Here is a 16030-nt window from a genome sequence, read left to right as displayed (position 1 = left end):
ATTAGTTACCCCAGATTAAAGTCCTAAAATTAGTTTTCTTATGAAGAATCGATAGAAATCTAAGCTTGAAGTCTCATAGCGCCTGTCTAGCCTGAAGTGCCATCAATTCCCCTGTCAGTGTCTGAGGTCATTTAAAATGAACTCAATTCTAAAGCTGTCGCATCGCGAATACAGGCAATTCGTGGGCAATGGCACCGGCGTTAAAGCGACGCTGCCGGTAGTGGTCACTGATGACGGAGTTTTGGAAAGCTTCGCCCACTACATGTATTTGCACAGACGTAAAAGCCGCACCTGGCAAGATGCTGCGACTTTGTCGGTCCAACTCCTACTTGAGTTTGCTGCAGTGCATCATAATTCATTCAGCAAGCCCTCAATTTTATTTAAAGAGTTTGCAGAATCGCTATTTAGTGGAACTATAAACGAGTTCACCGACCCATCAAATTTATGGTGGAGCCCTAGGCGCCCAGAAGATGCAAGCAGAATAATTAATCATTTAACAAATTTTTCAGACTGGCTTGGCCGCATCCGTGAAGATGAAGGAGCTCAACTGAATCCATGGAGGAAAGCCACTTATCATGAGGAGCGCATGAATTGGGCAGCATATTCCCACCGCAGAGACAATGCATTTCTTTCGCACCTCTGGGGCCAAAATCGTAGGCAACAAGAATCACGTACAGTTAGGTCAATCACTCTGCCGATCGAGCGTTTAACTCCTGCCAAAACGTTTCAAGATTCCAAGTTCAAAGATTTGTTGCAGACCGGATTCTTTAAAAGCTCACTCAATCACTACGACTGCGCGCAGTTGCGTAACGTATTGATCACAATTTTAATGCACTACGGTGGGCTAAGGCTTTCTGAGGCACTTTCGCTGTGGGTTCAGGATGTAACTTTCGAAAATGGGGAAACTGTTGTCCGTATTTATCATCCTGAACATGGAACAACTGAAGATGGCCGACTCAGGTCTGCATATCTAATGGAGCGATACGGGCTACAGCCGAGAAACTCGTTAGTCAAGTCTACAGACCCGCTATTCTTAGGCTGGAAAAATTGCCTAATCACTGACCCAGAACGAAACTGCTTCGAAGTTATATTTTATCCGCAAATCATGGGGAAATATTTCTCCAAGCTATGGCTGGATTATCAATTACTGCAGCGGACGGCTCCGAAGGAGGGACATGACCACCCTTATGCTTTCACAAATAAATATGGCCAGCCATACTCGCATAGAATGTTCAGAAAGGCACATAAGAAGGCGATTCTTCGTATAGGACTAGAGTATGGAAAATTGCAGGGCACAACGCCACATGGGCATCGGCACGCATATGGCCAGAGGTTAGCTCAAGATGGCGCTAGTGCTCTGCTTATTAAAATCTCTATGCACCATAAGTCAATAGAATCCGCAGCGATTTATACGCAACCAACCGCGAAGCAGGTCCGCAATTGCATTAAAGAGATGGAGGAGCGTTTACTTAACCGATACGGCGAAGATGTCTTCGACTCAGAGGAAAGCGCTGATGGCGAAGCCTAGAAAACAACTATATCGCAATATCAACGATGCAATAAATGCCGTAAACAGGCTAGGGATAACAAGCAAAGACGAATATATTTCCAGATACAAAGAGGATCCAATGCTCCCAAGCCATCCATACGTACTGTACGCAAAGTGCGGATGGACGACATGGGCAGAATTCACCCCAAAACCAGATGTTTTTTTATCATACAATGAGGCATCAAAGGTAGTTCAGAAATACGGCATTACAAAAAATGTCGAATATAAAAAGTGGTACAAGACAATTCCTGGAATGCCTAGTCATCCCGACCAGACTTACTTAAATCGCGGATGGGTGAATTGGATAGTTTTTACGGGTCGAAAGAATAATGCGTTCTATCCAAGCTATGAAAAGGCAAAAAAGGCAACCCGTAAGCTCGGGATTAAAACTCGCAAAGAGTATATGGAGTGTAGACACCTAGATCCGAAATTACCCTCAAACCCTAACCAGATGTATAAAGAAAAGGGGTGGACAAACTGGCCAGACTATTGCGGAAGGAATGTCCAAAGTAGGTATGAGACCCTCGAAGAAGCATCAGCAGCCACTGCAGCTCTAGGTATTAGGACAATGGTGGAATACCGAGTGCGCCACAAAGAGGATCCGCACCTCCCGGCATCTCCAGATGTCTTCTACGCCAAAAAAGGCTTTACTACATTTCCTGAATTTACCAAAACAAAGAAATGCTTTGCAAACTTTCCTGAGTTCAAAGCAACAGTACAGATGCTTGGCATAAAATGCGCTGCGGAATATCGCGCTCGATATAAAGAGCACCCCGAGCTGCCGAGCAAGCCCGAAGAGACCTATAAAGACCTTGGATGGTCAGGATGGATAGACGCCTTAGGGGTGAAACCGAAATTATTCTATGGAACTTATGAAGAAGCAAGTGCGGCTGCGATTAAGTTAGGGATCAAAACTCAAGCAGAGTACCTCAGGCGATACAAGGAAGATCCGCTCCTATACTCAAGCCCAAACAAATTTTATGCAAAATCAGGATGGACATCCTGGCATGAGTTCCTTGGAATTAAAAACCACCCTCCTTACAAAACATACGATCAGGCGAGAACAGCAGCGAAAGCACTTGGCGCGACAGGAAAAGATAGCTATTTACGGCTATATAAGTCTGATCCACGACTGGTTGCCAGTCCTATCCAATATTATAAAAACATTGGCTGGAAGGGTTGGAAACATTTCACAGGGGAGCAAAAAGAGTTCTACTCTGAATACGCAGACGCTCAAGCTGCGGTGCAATCTTTAGGAATTAAAAGCGTTAACCAGTACAAGCATCGGTATCGTGAAGATCCTCTTCTGCCTTCAGCCCCCGACAAGATGTACGCGCAATCAGGCTGGATTGACTTCCCGACCTTTTTAGGAACTTATGTATTTGATGCAACACCTTCTTACCCTAATATATGTGCAGATTATAGCGAGTGGCTCGAGGATGAAACCGATCTGCCTGGAAAGCGACAAAGTCTAAAGATTCTAATTAATGGTTTCTTTGCACCATTAAACCTTCCAGACGATCCTAGGTATTTATTAATCAGGACAAACCCATTTGATGCTGAAGCTTACAGAAATCTAATAGAAAGCCAAACAAACAGCACAAAATCAAGATTGCACAGGAGCATACTTTATTTCTTCCGCTGGGCACTAATTAAGTATTGCGCGGACGAAGATGCTGATGAGCTGATCATATTACCAGGCTGCAGAAACCCGTTTGAGACTGTTCTTGCTGGATTTCAAGAAAGTCTAACCAGTTTTCGTCCCAACCAAACAACAAAGCCGCCTCTGGGATACGAATACATTTTGCGCGCAAGAAACTTCCTTGTGCCAAATAGTGACTTATCCATGATCAATAGGCCGGCTTTAAACGAACTCTCTCATCTACATGAATTTTATAATTCTCGCCTTGACTGGGTGGAGATTGACCAATCCCTAGTCGATCGAGAAGATCCAAATTGTGTATGGCGTATTGAGACTGTTAAACGACTTGTCGACGGAAAACAAAGGAATTCGACCATCTTTAAAATCTGGTCACCGGTTCGATTCATCGCGATGTACACTCTTTTGCGCTATCCACTCAGAGGCCAACAAATTATGTGGCTTGACAGTGGAGAAGGGGATTCCGAAATTGCCTACTTAGACCCCGAAGAAAACGGTGTTAAATGGCAAAAAAACAATCTTTACTGTCGTGCATGGGCACCTAAAAAGCGCCGACATCAAGGTGCCATACAAAAAGGGCTCGATGACTCACCCATGTTTTATGTGACAACGAACAAGACAGGTATTGGCGAGGGGGGTTATGAAATCGAGTGGGTGCCGGACGATCTATGCTACTGGCTTCTACTCCTTCGAGATTGGCAGAACAAATATAATCCACTAAATGAACCAACGCTTTGGCTGAATGCCGTATCTCACGTACGAATCAATAAAAAAATATTGAAGGCAAGAGGTTCGCAGTTTTTTCTTTTCCGCGACTCTAATGGATACCCTCTGGGCCCAAATTCCGTATATGAGAAAATACTTCCAAAATTGCTTTATGAGATCCAGCGGGATGGCGAGGGACTTGCTGAACTCAAAGAACACAACAGATACGCCTCCCAATATACACCACACAGCCTTCGAGTCAGCTTAATTACAGCCTTTATCACCGATGGTGGAGCCCCTATTCATCTAATATCGAAGCTTGTGGGGCATGCCGCACTAGTGATGACCATATACTATATACGTGTCGGATCAAATAAAATGCGTCGCCTTATGGGCGAGATTGAAAAAAGAACCGAACAAGCCTCACTAGAGCAGCAGGCGGAGGAGGTTAGAAAATCAGGCATGGAGTTTCTCTCACCTAATCTCATCATTACTGATGGAAATCGCCATTTAGTTAACTCTGAGCATCCAAACTCTGCCTGCGTGGTATTTGATTACGGAATCTGCCCTATGTCGGGCGCCTCGTGCCATATAGGAGGGGAAGCAATTAAAGAATGGGTATATGACACAATTTATTCACCCGTGCCTCCTGGATATCTCGGTCAAAAAAACTGCCCGCGCTGTAGATTCTTCGTCACTGGAGTTCCTTTTTTGGGCGGACTCATTTCAATTGCAAATGAAATCTCATTAGAAATCTATACCGAAAGTGAGCGTTACCAGCACTACTCGTCTGAAGTAGACCGGCTCGAGAGGGAACACTACGATGCATGTATAGCCAACATCCCCGATCTCAATGCTACTCCTCGCAAGCTGGCTATAGCTAATATGCAGCAGTCTGGCTCTAAGCTTGACAGTCTGCTCAATGACTACACTTCGATTGCTCATTACGTCAACGCATGCCTTAAAATCATAAATGATGGTGTTTCGTCTTCTTCAGATAGTGATGATATAAGGTTGATATCGAACTCATCCTGGAGGAATGTAGAGGTTGCATTTGAGGACGCAAAGACGAATTATCATTTGCTGGCAGAAATATGCGAAAACTCCACAATATACAGCTCTTCCAACCCTTCTAGGGCCCTACCCCTTATTTCCCAGGCCATTGATAGAATGGCAGAGAACAATGGAATGAAGCCTGCCATGTTCAGGTTGACAGACGCTCAAAAGTTAATTGTCGCGAACGAACTTAATAAATTATTGCTGCAGCGACTGGGGTCATGGGAGCGTATTGATGACCTATTTTCTGGAAACATTATGCTGCTTGATATTGATGCTTGCGACCCGCATTTAGAAAAGATCACGATTCAGATTAACAACATCTTAACCTTCGCCTCAAGCAAGGCAATTGACCTTTCAGGACGCACTGATGACAATTGAAGACGATACTCCAGATGCTTTATACGAACACTTACTTAAAAATGCTAAAGACATTCGCCGAAAGCGCAGCTTACAAGCAGTACATGAGGCATGCAGAATCCTCCACGAGAGGAAATCTAAAGATTTCTCCTATAGAGCTGTTGTCCATCTGGGGCGAGATCGGGGACTTAATCCGCCCAGTGAGAAGTCAATCCTTAACCCTACTGGCGAACACTATCGGATATTGATTTCAGCTTGGCGAAAAATCTCCTTTTGTGAACAGCCAAATACCTCGTTAAAATCGGACAGCTGGATATCAAAAATCAAAGAGCCTGCTGTGCGTATGGCGGCCTCGATCATGGCCGAAGAATTACGCTCCTTTAAAGCCAAGGAGTCCAGAAAAAGCAAGATCATAAATGCACCAATTATAATTGGAGAGCTATCTGGAAAAATGATTTCACCACAACTCAGGTTAAACGACGCAGAAATATCCGCCTTAAGGAATTCCATTAACCCGATGCATTTAAAATTAATAGGCCTCTCGATTGGGATGAGGGGCGAAATTATAGACTCAGCCGGTCGAGTTGTATTTAAGCCAGGATTCCAGATGGCTATTGAGAAAATACTATCTCTGCCCGCAACTTAACTATAGGCCGAAGATCTCAAGACCTACTTTAGAGCAGACCAGTTATTCATAAGATCGTTTTCTCACTGACATTGTATTTATCATCAGTCTATCCCCCACCAAGCGGCCGGAACAGGTTAATGAGTGCGATCTGCTTCTGGGGTACGAAGCCATTGACCACTCTCTCTGGGCGTCAGGTCGGTTTTTGGCGCCAGATCGCCTCGGCATGCCGCTCCAGAATTGGACCCATCGCTAGCTCATATGCTAGAAGCGGACCTCAAGGTTACTGATACAAATTGATACACACCGTTTGGGATTCAGTTGCTGCCTACATAGGGGGCGAATAAACTGCCCACCATGATCCGTCGCCTGCGGTTGTTGATCGTCCTGTTGCTCAGCTTTGCGCTTCCTCTGACCGGGATGGCGGGCATTGAGACGCCGACTGAACCCTGCCCGATGCAGAGCATGGGCATGGGCCAGATGGCGGGCATGGACCAGGACTGCTGCCAGGACATGGGCAAGATGACCCAGCACGGCAAGAAGGACTGCAAGAGCGGGCAGGAATGCAAGACCGGCAGCCTGTTGCAGGTCAGCGTCCTGAAGACCGCGCCTCCCGCCGCTACGCTTCAGCGCTCAGCGCCCTATACCGAAGTAGTCCTCAGCCAGGCGCCTGCCGACCTCTGGCGACCTCCCTGCGCCTGATTCCTCTCTCGATCTGAACCCCGCCCGCGCCCCTGGTGGCTGCCGGGTGGCTTGCGCCTATGCGCTGGTATTCCAGAGGAATCATTACTGTGACTCCCATCCGACTCCATCCGGGCTGGATGCTGTTCGCCCTGCTATCCAGCCTGTCTGCTCGGGGTGCATCCCTGTCGCTGGACGACGCCCTGTTGCTGGCCGAACGCAATGCCCCGTCCCTGCTCGCGCAGAGCGAAAAAATCTCCGCGGCGAAAAGCTCCGCCATCCCCGCCGGTGAATTGCCCGACCCCAAGCTGAACCTGGGCCTGCAGAACGTCCCCATCGAGGGCGACGAGCGCTGGACCACCCAGCGCGACAACATGTCCATGCAGGTGGTCGGCCTGATGCAGGAAGTGCCCAACCGCGACAAGCGCAAGGCCCGCATCGAGAGCGCGCAGGCCGCCGTGGAGCGCGCCGACGCCGAAGCCGGCGTCGAGCGCCTGAAGGTCCGTAGCGCCTCGGCGCAGGCCTGGATCGCGGCCTATACGCTGCAACGCAAGCTGGCCATGTTCGATGACTTCTATCGCGAGAACCGCCTGCTCGATGCCGCGGTCCGCGCACGACTGGCCGGCGGCGGCGCGAGCACGGTCGACTCGGTGGCGCCGCGTCAGGAAGCCGCCCTGCTGGATGAGCAGAAGGACGACCTGTTGCGTCAGGCCGCCCAGGCGCGGGCGGCGCTCAAGCGCTGGATCGGCCAGGATGCGCCGCCGGAATTGAGCGGCGACTTCCCGCATTGGTCGATCGACGCCTCCCGCTCGCTGCAGGCGCTGCACCAGCACCCGGAACTCGCCGCCTACGGCCCGATGACCCGCGAGGCCGAAGCCCTGGTGCGCGAGGCGGTGGCCGAGAAGAAACCGGACTGGAGCTGGGAGGTGGACTACCAGCGCCGTGGCCGTGAGTTCGGCGACATGATGACGTTGCAGGTCAGCTTCGACCTGCCGCTGTTCGCCGGCACCCGCCAGGACCCAAAGATCGCCGCGCGGCGCGCCCAGGTCCGACAGCTGGAAGCCGAGCGCGAGGCGCTGACCCGCGAGCACGAGCAGGCACTGGAGGACGACCTGGCCGAATACCGGCGCCTGCAACGCGCCGTCGAGCGCAGCAGCGCAACCTTGGTGCCGTTGGCCGAGGAGAAGGTACGCCTGGCCCTGGCCGGCTACCGCGCCGGCAAGACCGCACTGGACGAGGTGGTCAGCGCCCGCCAGCAACAGGTCGAGGCACGGCTGCGGCAGATCGACCTACAGGGCGCCCTGGCGCTGGTTGCGGCTCGTATTTATTTCACCTATGAGGAAAACCGCGCATGAGCCGATTTCCGTGGAAGACTCCCGCCGCGCTGATCCTCGCGCTATCCGCTGGTGGCGCTGGCGGCTACTGGTTCGCCCGGCAAGCCCACGCCCCTGAGAGCACGCCTGCCGCCACCACGGAGCGCAAACCGCTCTACTGGTACGACCCGATGGTCCCGCAGCAGCATTTCGACGCGCCGGGCAAGTCGCCGTTCATGGACATGCAGCTGGTGCCCAAGTATGCCGACGAGGCCAGCGCCGGCAGCGTGCCGGCGGTACGCATCGAGCCGGGCATCCAGCAGAACCTCGGTGTGCGCCTGGCCACAGCCAGCCGTGGCAAGCTCGACCGCACGCTGCAGGTGACTGGTCTGCTGACCTTCAATGACCGCGACGTGGCCCTGTTGCAGGCGCGCGCCGGTGGTTTCGTCGAGCGCACCTACGCCCTGGCGCCGGGCGATGTGGTGAAGGCCGGCGCGCCCATCGCCGACATCCTGGTGCCGGAATGGGCCGGCTTGCAGGAGGAGTTCCTCGCCCTGCGCGGCGCCTCGGAACCGGCCCTGCTGGCGGCAGCGCGGCAACGCCTGCTGCTGGCGGGGATGCCGGCCGCGCTGGTCGAGCAAGTCGCCCGCAGCGGCAAGGCCCGGCCGGTGATCACCCTGACCTCGCCGATCGCCGGGGTGATCCGTGAACTGGATGTGCGCCCCGGCATGAGCCTGTCGGCCGGCGCGCCCCTGGCTCGCATCAATGGCCTGGGACAGGTCTGGCTGGAAGCGGCGGTCCCGGAGAGCCAAGCCGGTGGACTCAAGGTCGGCCAGAGCGTCGATGCGCGCCTGCCGGCGTTCCCGGATCGGCCGGTGACCGGCACCCTGGCCAGCATCCTGCCAGAGAACGACCAGCAGAGCCGCACGCTGCGCCTCCGTATCGAGCTGCCCAACCCCGACGGCCAGCTGCGTCCCGGCATGACCGCCCAGGTCAGCCTCGACCTCGCCGGCCAAACCACCGTGCTGCAGATTCCCAGCGAAGCGGTGATCCGCACTGGCAAGCGCAACCTAGTGATGCTGGCCGAAGATCAGGGGCGCTTCCGCCCGATAGAGATTCGCCTGGGCCAGGAGAACGACGGCCTGGTGGCGGTCCTGCAAGGGTTGGAGGAAGGCCAGCGGGTTGTCGCTTCCGGGCAGTTCCTGATCGACTCGGAAGCCAGCCTGAAAGGCATCGAAGCACGAACCACCGAGCCTGCAGCGACGGCACCCACCGTGCATGAAGCCGACGGCCGCATCGTCGCGATAGGCGCCCAAGGCCTGACCATCAGCCATGGCCCGTTTAACACCCTGGGCATGCCCGGCATGACCATGACTTTCGCCCTCGCTCGGCCCGAGCTCGCTACGGGCCTGAAGGCCGGCGACCACATCCGCTTCGGCGTCAGCCAGGGCGATGCGGGGCTGGTCATCCAGCAGGTCAGCAAGCAGGAGGAGCAGCCATGATTGCCCGACTCATACACTGGTCGGTTGCCAATCGCTTTCTGGTGCTACTGGCCACCCTGTTCATCGTCGCCTGGGGCCTGTGGTCGCTGCGCAGCACGCCGATCGATGCCCTGCCGGACCTCTCCGACGTGCAGGTGATCATCCGTACCAGCTACCCGGGACAGGCGCCGCAGATCGTCGAGAACCAGGTCACCTACCCGCTGGCGACCACCATGCTGTCGGTGCCCGGCGCGAAAACCGTGCGCGGCTTTTCTTCGTTCGGCGACAGCTTCGTCTATGTGCTGTTCGAGGACGGCACCGATCTCTACTGGGCGCGCTCGCGGGTGCTGGAGTACCTCAACCAGGTGCAGTCGCGCCTGCCCGCCAGCGCGAAGACCGCGCTCGGCCCGGACGCCACCGGCGTGGGCTGGATCTACCAATACGCCCTGGTCGACCGAACGGGCCGGCATGACCTCGCTCAGCTGCGCGCCCTGCAGGACTGGTTCCTCAAGTTCGAGCTGAAGACGGTGCCGGACGTGGCCGAGGTCGCCACCGTGGGCGGCATGGTCCGCCAGTACCAGGTACTGCTCGACCCGGTGCGGCTGGCGAGCCTGGGCATTACCCAAGGCCAGGTAATCGAGGCCATCGGCAAGGCCAACCAGGAGACCGGCGGCGGCGTACTCGAACTGGGCGAGGCGGAGTTCATGGTGCGCGCTTCGGGCTACCTGAAGACCCTGGCTGACTTCCGCGCGATTCCGCTGCGCCTGGCCGCCAACGGCAGCCCGGTTACCCTAGGCGATGTCGCCAGTATCCAACTCGGTCCGGAAACGCGCCGGGGCATCGGCGAGCTCGACGGCGAAGGCGAAGCGGTGGGCGGAGTAATCGTCCTGCGCAGCGGCAAGAACGCCCGCGAAGCCATCCTCCGGGTGAAGGACAAGCTGGAAGCGCTGAAAAAGAGCCTGCCCGAGGGCGTGGAGATCGTCACGACCTACGACCGCAGCCAGCTGATCGACCGCGCGGTGTCCAACCTTAGCCACAAGCTGATCGAGGAATTCATCGTGGTCGCGCTGGTCTGCGCCGCGTTCCTCTGGCACCTGCGCTCGTCGCTGGTGGCCATCGTCTCGCTGCCGGTGGGTGTGCTCATCGCGCTGATCGTGATGCGCCACCAGGGGATCAACGCCAACATCATGTCCCTGGGCGGCATCGCCATTGCCATCGGTGCGATGGTCGATGCGGCGGTGGTGATGATCGAGAACGCGCACAAACGCGTCGAGGCCTGGCACGAAAAGCACCCCGGCACGCCGCTTGCGGGCGAGCAGCACTGGCGGGTGATGACCGAGGCCGCCGCGGAAGTCGGGCCGGCCCTGTTCTTCAGTCTGCTGATCATCACCCTGTCGTTTATCCCGGTGTTCACCCTGCAAGCCCAGGAAGGCCGCCTGTTCGGCCCGCTGGCCTTCACCAAGACCTACGCCATGGCCGGCGCCGCCGGGCTGTCGGTGACCCTGGTGCCGGTATTGATGGGCTACTGGATTCGCGGCCGCCTACCCTCTGAGCAACGCAACCCGCTCAACCGCTGGCTGATCCGCCTCTACCAGCCGGCGCTGGACGCGGTACTGCGTCGGCCACGGACGACGCTGGTGGCGGCCGCGCTGGTCTTCCTCACCACACTGTGGCCGCTGTCCCATCTGGGTGGGGAGTTCTTACCGCCGCTGGATGAGGGCGACTTGCTGTACATGCCCTCGGCCCTGCCCGGCCTCTCCGCGCAGAAAGCCTCGGAGTTGCTGCAGAGTACCGACCGCCTGATCAGGAGCGTGCCGGAGGTGGAAAGCGTGTTCGGCAAGGCCGGGCGTGCCGAGTCGGCTACCGACCCGGCGCCGCTGGAGATGTTTGAGACCACCCTCCGCTTCAAGCCGAGGGACCAGTGGCGGCCGGGCATGACCAGCGAGAAGCTGGTGGAGGAACTGGACCGCGTGGTGAAGGTGCCAGGCCTGACCAACATCTGGATTCCGCCGATCCGCAACCGCATCGACATGCTCGCCACCGGCATCAAGAGCCCCATCGGGGTGAAGGTAGCCGGCACCGACCTCGCCGAGATCGACCGCGCCACCCAGGCGGTGGAGCGGGTGGCCAAGGGCGTCCCCGGCGTGACCTCGGCGCTGGCCGAGCGCCTCACCGGCGGGCGCTACATCGACGTCGACATCGACCGCCAGGCGGCGGCCCGCTACGGCATGAACATCGCCGACGTACAGGCCATTGTCAGCAGCGCCATCGGCGGCGAGAACGTCGGCGAGACGGTGGAAGGCCTCGCCCGCTACCCGATCAACGTGCGCTACCCGCGCGAGTGGCGCGATTCGGTCGATGCCCTGCAACAGTTGCCGATCTACACCGCCCAGGGCGGCCAGATCACCCTCGGCAGCGTGGCACGGGTGCGCATCAGCGAAGGGCCGCCGATGCTCAAGAGCGAGAATGCGCGCCTCTCCGGCTGGGTCTATGTCGACGTGCGCGGCCGTGACCTGGCCTCGGTGGTGGCGGACCTGCGCCAGGCGGTGGAGCGCGACGTGAAACTCGCGCCGGGCATGAGCCTGAGCTACTCCGGCCAGTTCGAGTATCTGGAACGCGCCAACGCCCGCCTCAAGCTGGTGGTGCCGGCGACCCTGGCGATCATCTTCGTGCTGCTCTACCTGACCTTCGGCCGTTTCGACGAAGCGTTGCTGATCATGGCGACCCTGCCCTTCGCCCTCACCGGCGGCGTGTGGCTGCTGTACCTGATGGGCTTTAACCTGTCGGTCGCCACCGGGGTCGGCTTCATCGCCCTGGCCGGGGTTGCGGCGGAGTTCGGGGTGATCATGCTGATCTACCTGAAGAACGCCTGGGCCGAGCGCCAAGGGCCCGGCGACCCCACGGCGCTTCTCGCCGCCATCCGCGAGGGCGCGGTGCAACGCGTGCGCCCCAAGGCGATGACTGTAGCCGTCATCGTCGCCGGCTTGCTGCCGATCCTCTGGAGCAGCGGAACCGGCAGCGAGGTGATGAGCCGCATCGCCGTACCCATGGTCGGCGGCATGATCACCGCCCCGCTGCTTTCCCTGTTCGTCATCCCCGCCGCCTACTGGCTGATGCGTCGTCGTCAGGCCGATGCGGCAACTCAACCCTATCCAGGAGAAATCACATGAATCGCCTACTGATTGGCGCCGGCGCCCTGCTGCTCGCTTTGTCCTTCACCGCCACCGCCGAAAACATGCCTGGCATGAAGATGGACGGCATGACCATGGAAAGCACCCAGGCCGCACCCACCGCCAGCGCGGAAGGCACCATCAAGGCTATCGATGCCGAGCGCCACACCGTCACCCTCGCACACGGCGCAGTGACGGCGCTGCACTGGCCCCCCATGACCATGGCGTTCAAGACCGCACCGGGCCAGTTGAACGGCCTGCAGGTCGGCGACACGGTGACCTTCGAGTTCCGAACCGAAGGCGCGGACACCACTATTGTGTCGATCCAGCCTTTGCGTCGGTAACAGCAGGAGAGGTCGGCGCTAGGTTCCGTAGGGAATCTCGCGCCGACACGCCGGTGGCTATGGAGGTATTTCCCTTGGCGTAGGTGATGTGTATGCCAGCCGTTGAATTGAGGCTGATTCAAGGCGTCTGAAGAAGGCGATTCTTTGGGTTACCCACCGGGCAACGATTGAGGGGGACGGACAATGCAATTGAAACCAACATCACGCCGAGCGTTGCCACTTGGACTTCGGACCACTCTCACCTTGCTCAGCGTTTGCGGTAATCCGCAGTCACCTTGAACAGGGGAATAGCTCGCCCTCACGCCCTCATCGGCACATGGACACATTTGCCCATCAGTGCTCGACGGGCGTGACGGCGCAGCGAGACAGCGAAGTGCCTTAGCACTTGCTGTGTTCATCTCCCTTTAAGTTTGACTCCGCTACGGGAGAAGTGACCTTCTGCTCTTGAGAAATTTGAGCGCCTCCAACGAAGGATTGGCGGATCTGCTCCATCTTGGCAAACGTACGATCACCACCACTCTCGGCCATTGCAAGAGAAGAAGCAGCAAAAGCAACAATTGCCAAAAGAGTTTTGAGCGAGTTCATATATTGGTCCTTGCTAATATTCATCCGTCATTTGACGGCTTGAGCATTATGCTCAAGGACATAGTAGCCAGGTCATACTGTTGGGAAGCTGAGGCCAAAATTACATTTTGGCAATTTTCAACCCACTCAGACGATCAGCGCGAGTCTCGCGGAATCGCTGAGTCACGCCTTCATAAAGTTAACCTCAATATCATTCGACAGCCATGTCCATTTCAGGGCTCAGTGTTCCGAACCAGGCTACGAGACTGACGATGACAATCGCCACCGCGAACTCAAGAATTATACTGCGCTGTAGCGCATTAATTGCAGGAGCATAACTACCAGTCTGCAACGACCGATCTAGCAAAGGGCTGAGGTGATAGCGGTTTGCTGCAGCAAGCACCAACATCGCAAAAAATAGCGCGACCTTGATTGTTAACAGAAAACCGTAGGTGCTCTTTACCAATCCACCAATTTCCGGACCAATTATTAGCACGTAATTAGCGATGCCAGTAACTGTCAAGCTAATAACGATCAGAGCTCCTGCCGTCTCGAAACCTGTCAGCGTGCGAGACAACAAACGAAGATGCTGCTCACCTTCAAGCTTCTTGGAGCGGAGTAGCAATACGAAGGCTACCAAGGCGCCCAGCCATCCCCCTGCACCGAGAAGGTGGGCAATGTCGCTGGTAAAATGCACATAGCGCAAGATACCTTCATCCATAGCGCCGTGCCCTGTCCAGGCCAAACTAGCAAGGGCGATAGCACCTAGTGCGGATACTGCCAGCAGACTCAATGTTGGCGCACGCCTGTTGAACAGGGCAGCAATCGCAGCCAATACCAAGGCCGCGACCCTGACTATCCAAGTCAGGCCGACATCGGTACCCGTTAAGATCATCTCTAAAATATGGCGATGTATTTCGGAGAAATTGGAAACACCGCTCATCACCTTAGCCATCTGTAGCATTGCAGCTACAGATAGCAAGGTACCGATCAAGGCGGCCCACACCAATATCGACTCGAAGTTGAATACCGCCCCGCTGACCCGCTCTTGTCCCTTAAGGCTGTACAGGCCGAACAACGCCAAACCGAAAAGCATAATCAGGTCAACATACAGGGCGAAGCGTAGAGCGATAGTGACGGGGTCGCCCATGACTTACTTCACCTTGAAGGTTACAGCGCCAGTAATCGGGTGCGTATCAGAAGAAACGGCCCGCCATTGGACCTTATAAGTACCGGTGGTGAGAGGAGCTGCCGGCGTGATGAGCATCACTTTCGGATCGGTGCTGCCCGAGACAGCTGCTTTCACGCCCATGGGGGAGGAGTGAGACATGCCTGGCATTTCAGTCATGACGAGCTTGGCGCCAGAGAGTTGAGTCAGCAGCGTTTCTGAGAAGTGCAATTCGATCTTGGCTGGAGCCTCGACGACGCTTCCCTCAGCAGGCGAGGAGGAAAGCAACTTGGGATGTGCCTGGGCTACCGCACTCAGCAGCATTCCCGCACCGAGCGCAGCCATGGCGGCGAACGTTTTCAGATTTTGCATGCAAGACTCCTCGCGGCTTACAACCGCTATGTTTGTTTATTTCGGAAGAGACGAAGAAAGGTTGAATAGCCTTTAGAACCACATACGTACGCCGAGGACCAAGCGCGCTTCACTGGAGTCATCCCCCTCTTCGCGGGCATAGTCTGCTGTTTTTCCGTAGAGGTGGTTCCAGGTGACGCCTATGTATGGCGCGAACTCCCGGACGACCTCATAACGAAGCCGCAGTCCGATTTCTGAGTCAGAAATACCGGAACCGTTACCGCGTTGCGGGTCATTCCGGCCGTAGAGGTTCACTTCGGCTGTCGGCTGAAGGATCAAGCGATTGGTCAAGAGGATGTCGTAATCCCCTTCGAGCCTCAGAGCGCTTTGGCCACCTTCCCCCAGGAACGCCGTTGCCTGGGTTTCGAAGTCATACAGGGCCAACCCCTGGATACCAACAGCTGCCCAGGTTTGTGGCGAACCAGGTTTGAAGTCCTGCCGCACGCCGCCGACCACATCCCACCAAGGGCCGATGGAGTGTCCCCACAGGGCCTGCAGTTCGGCATTCTCGGTAATCCCATTTACTCGCTCTCCTTCGGAGCGCAGCCATAGGCGATCGATATTGCCGCCGACCCAACCGTTGGCTTCCCAACTGAGAGCACTACCTTGATCGGCGTCCTGCCACTCCAATTTATCTATGACGAACAGGGCGTTAAGTGCTTGTCCCATATGGTGGTCCATGCTGCCTTTGTACACAGCGGCGCGATCAGCATCGGTTAGCACAGGAATTGGCGTACGGCTTTCCGTTGGGGCCGCGGGCTGCATCCCTTGCATATCGGAGTCATCCGTATCCTGCATCTGGGAATGATCCATCCCTTGCATCTGGGAGTGGTCCATGCCCTGCATCTGGGAGCCGTCCATGCCTTGCATCGGCTCTTCAGCTTGGGCACCTGCCAAAGGGAGCAAACTCATCCCAAGAATCGCAATGCCGGCCAAAACGGGT

The 16030-nt window shown here is 55.9% G+C and carries 12 protein-coding genes; 8 read left to right on the top strand and 4 right to left on the bottom strand.

Annotated features, from left to right (window positions below):
* Window positions 1-136 precede the first annotated feature (136 nt).
* The 8 genes from gmtY to ACNFIA_RS31370 all read left to right on the top strand — a co-directional run bounded on the left by gmtY (window position 137) and on the right by ACNFIA_RS31370 (window position 12944).
* Entirely contained in the window at window positions 137-1528 is a 1392-nt protein-coding gene (gmtY, locus tag ACNFIA_RS31405; protein ID WP_170859041.1) for a gamma-mobile-trio recombinase GmtY, read from the top strand.
* A complete protein-coding gene (locus tag ACNFIA_RS31400; protein ID WP_196912152.1) occupies window positions 1515-5351 on the top strand; it encodes a VPA1269 family protein in 3837 nt (1278 codons plus the stop codon). Before gmtY ends, ACNFIA_RS31400 begins: the two co-directional genes overlap by 14 nt.
* The gene (gene gmtX, locus ACNFIA_RS31395) at window positions 5341-5976 is read left to right on the top strand and encodes a gamma-mobile-trio protein GmtX (protein WP_170859043.1); all 636 of its coding nucleotides are present in this window, start codon (window positions 5341-5343) and stop codon (window positions 5974-5976) included. The genes ACNFIA_RS31400 and gmtX overlap by 11 nt, the downstream gene beginning before the upstream one ends.
* A 336-nt stretch (window positions 5977-6312) precedes the next feature.
* Window positions 6313-6657 carry a hypothetical protein gene (locus ACNFIA_RS31390; RefSeq protein ID WP_196912153.1) on the top strand — a complete coding sequence of 115 codons (345 nt, stop codon included), beginning with the start codon at window positions 6313-6315 and terminating at the stop codon, window positions 6655-6657.
* An 89-nt stretch (window positions 6658-6746) separates the two neighbouring features.
* Entirely contained in the window at window positions 6747-7991 is a 1245-nt protein-coding gene (locus tag ACNFIA_RS31385) for a TolC family protein (RefSeq protein ID WP_226046646.1), read from the top strand.
* Window positions 7988-9451 (top strand): efflux RND transporter periplasmic adaptor subunit, encoded by a 1464-nt coding sequence (locus ACNFIA_RS31380; RefSeq protein WP_196912154.1) that lies wholly within the window; start codon window positions 7988-7990, stop codon window positions 9449-9451. Before ACNFIA_RS31385 ends, ACNFIA_RS31380 begins: the two co-directional genes overlap by 4 nt.
* Complete coding sequence (locus tag ACNFIA_RS31375) at window positions 9448-12600, top strand: efflux RND transporter permease subunit (RefSeq protein ID WP_170859046.1); 3153 nt, start codon at window positions 9448-9450, stop codon at window positions 12598-12600. The genes ACNFIA_RS31380 and ACNFIA_RS31375 overlap by 4 nt, the downstream gene beginning before the upstream one ends.
* The gene (locus ACNFIA_RS31370) at window positions 12597-12944 is read left to right on the top strand and encodes a copper-binding protein (RefSeq protein WP_170859047.1); all 348 of its coding nucleotides are present in this window, start codon (window positions 12597-12599) and stop codon (window positions 12942-12944) included. Before ACNFIA_RS31375 ends, ACNFIA_RS31370 begins: the two co-directional genes overlap by 4 nt.
* A gap of 378 nt (window positions 12945-13322) precedes the next feature.
* Here ACNFIA_RS31370 and ACNFIA_RS31365 read toward each other — a convergent pair whose 3' ends face one another.
* From ACNFIA_RS31365 to ACNFIA_RS31350, 4 genes are all read right to left on the bottom strand, one after another.
* Window positions 13323-13529, bottom strand: a complete 207-nt coding sequence (locus ACNFIA_RS31365) for a co-regulatory protein PtrA N-terminal domain-containing protein (protein WP_170859048.1) — start codon at window positions 13527-13529, stop codon at window positions 13323-13325.
* A gap of 190 nt (window positions 13530-13719) precedes the next feature.
* Window positions 13720-14658: a copper homeostasis membrane protein CopD gene (gene copD, locus ACNFIA_RS31360; protein WP_170859049.1), complete on the bottom strand. Its 939-nt coding sequence runs from the start codon at window positions 14656-14658 to the stop codon at window positions 13720-13722.
* Window positions 14659-14661: 3 nt separating this feature from the next.
* Window positions 14662-15048, bottom strand: a complete 387-nt coding sequence (gene copC / locus ACNFIA_RS31355; protein WP_269215447.1) for a copper homeostasis periplasmic binding protein CopC — start codon at window positions 15046-15048, stop codon at window positions 14662-14664.
* A 72-nt stretch (window positions 15049-15120) separates the two neighbouring features.
* Window positions 15121-15999, bottom strand: coding sequence for a copper resistance protein B (locus ACNFIA_RS31350; RefSeq protein WP_226046668.1), 879 nt, complete (start codon window positions 15997-15999; stop codon window positions 15121-15123).
* Between the last annotated feature and the right edge of the window lie 31 nt (window positions 16000-16030).

Source organism: Pseudomonas sp. NY15437 (assembly GCF_048068435.1).
Lineage (GTDB): Bacteria > Pseudomonadota > Gammaproteobacteria > Pseudomonadales > Pseudomonadaceae > Pseudomonas > Pseudomonas nitroreducens_B.
The sequence above is the reverse complement of the archived record's forward strand: the minus strand, read 5'-3'. Positions and strand labels throughout refer to the sequence as shown.

Coding starts and splice junctions, on each gene's coding strand:
- ACNFIA_RS31400 (WP_196912152.1), top strand. CDS start 1,515: ATGGCGAAGCCTAGAAAACAACTATATCGCAATATCAACGATGCAATA.
- ACNFIA_RS31350 (WP_226046668.1), bottom strand. CDS start 15,999: ATGAGTTTGCTCCCTTTGGCAGGTGCCCAAGCTGAAGAGCCGATGCAA.
- ACNFIA_RS31375 (WP_170859046.1), top strand. CDS start 9,448: ATGATTGCCCGACTCATACACTGGTCGGTTGCCAATCGCTTTCTGGTG.
- copD (WP_170859049.1), bottom strand. CDS start 14,658: ATGGGCGACCCCGTCACTATCGCTCTACGCTTCGCCCTGTATGTTGAC.
- gmtX (WP_170859043.1), top strand. CDS start 5,341: ATGACAATTGAAGACGATACTCCAGATGCTTTATACGAACACTTACTT.
- ACNFIA_RS31365 (WP_170859048.1), bottom strand. CDS start 13,529: ATGAACTCGCTCAAAACTCTTTTGGCAATTGTTGCTTTTGCTGCTTCT.
- ACNFIA_RS31370 (WP_170859047.1), top strand. CDS start 12,597: ATGAATCGCCTACTGATTGGCGCCGGCGCCCTGCTGCTCGCTTTGTCC.
- gmtY (WP_170859041.1), top strand. CDS start 137: ATGAACTCAATTCTAAAGCTGTCGCATCGCGAATACAGGCAATTCGTG.
- ACNFIA_RS31390 (WP_196912153.1), top strand. CDS start 6,313: ATGATCCGTCGCCTGCGGTTGTTGATCGTCCTGTTGCTCAGCTTTGCG.
- copC (WP_269215447.1), bottom strand. CDS start 15,048: ATGCAAAATCTGAAAACGTTCGCCGCCATGGCTGCGCTCGGTGCGGGA.
- ACNFIA_RS31380 (WP_196912154.1), top strand. CDS start 7,988: ATGAGCCGATTTCCGTGGAAGACTCCCGCCGCGCTGATCCTCGCGCTA.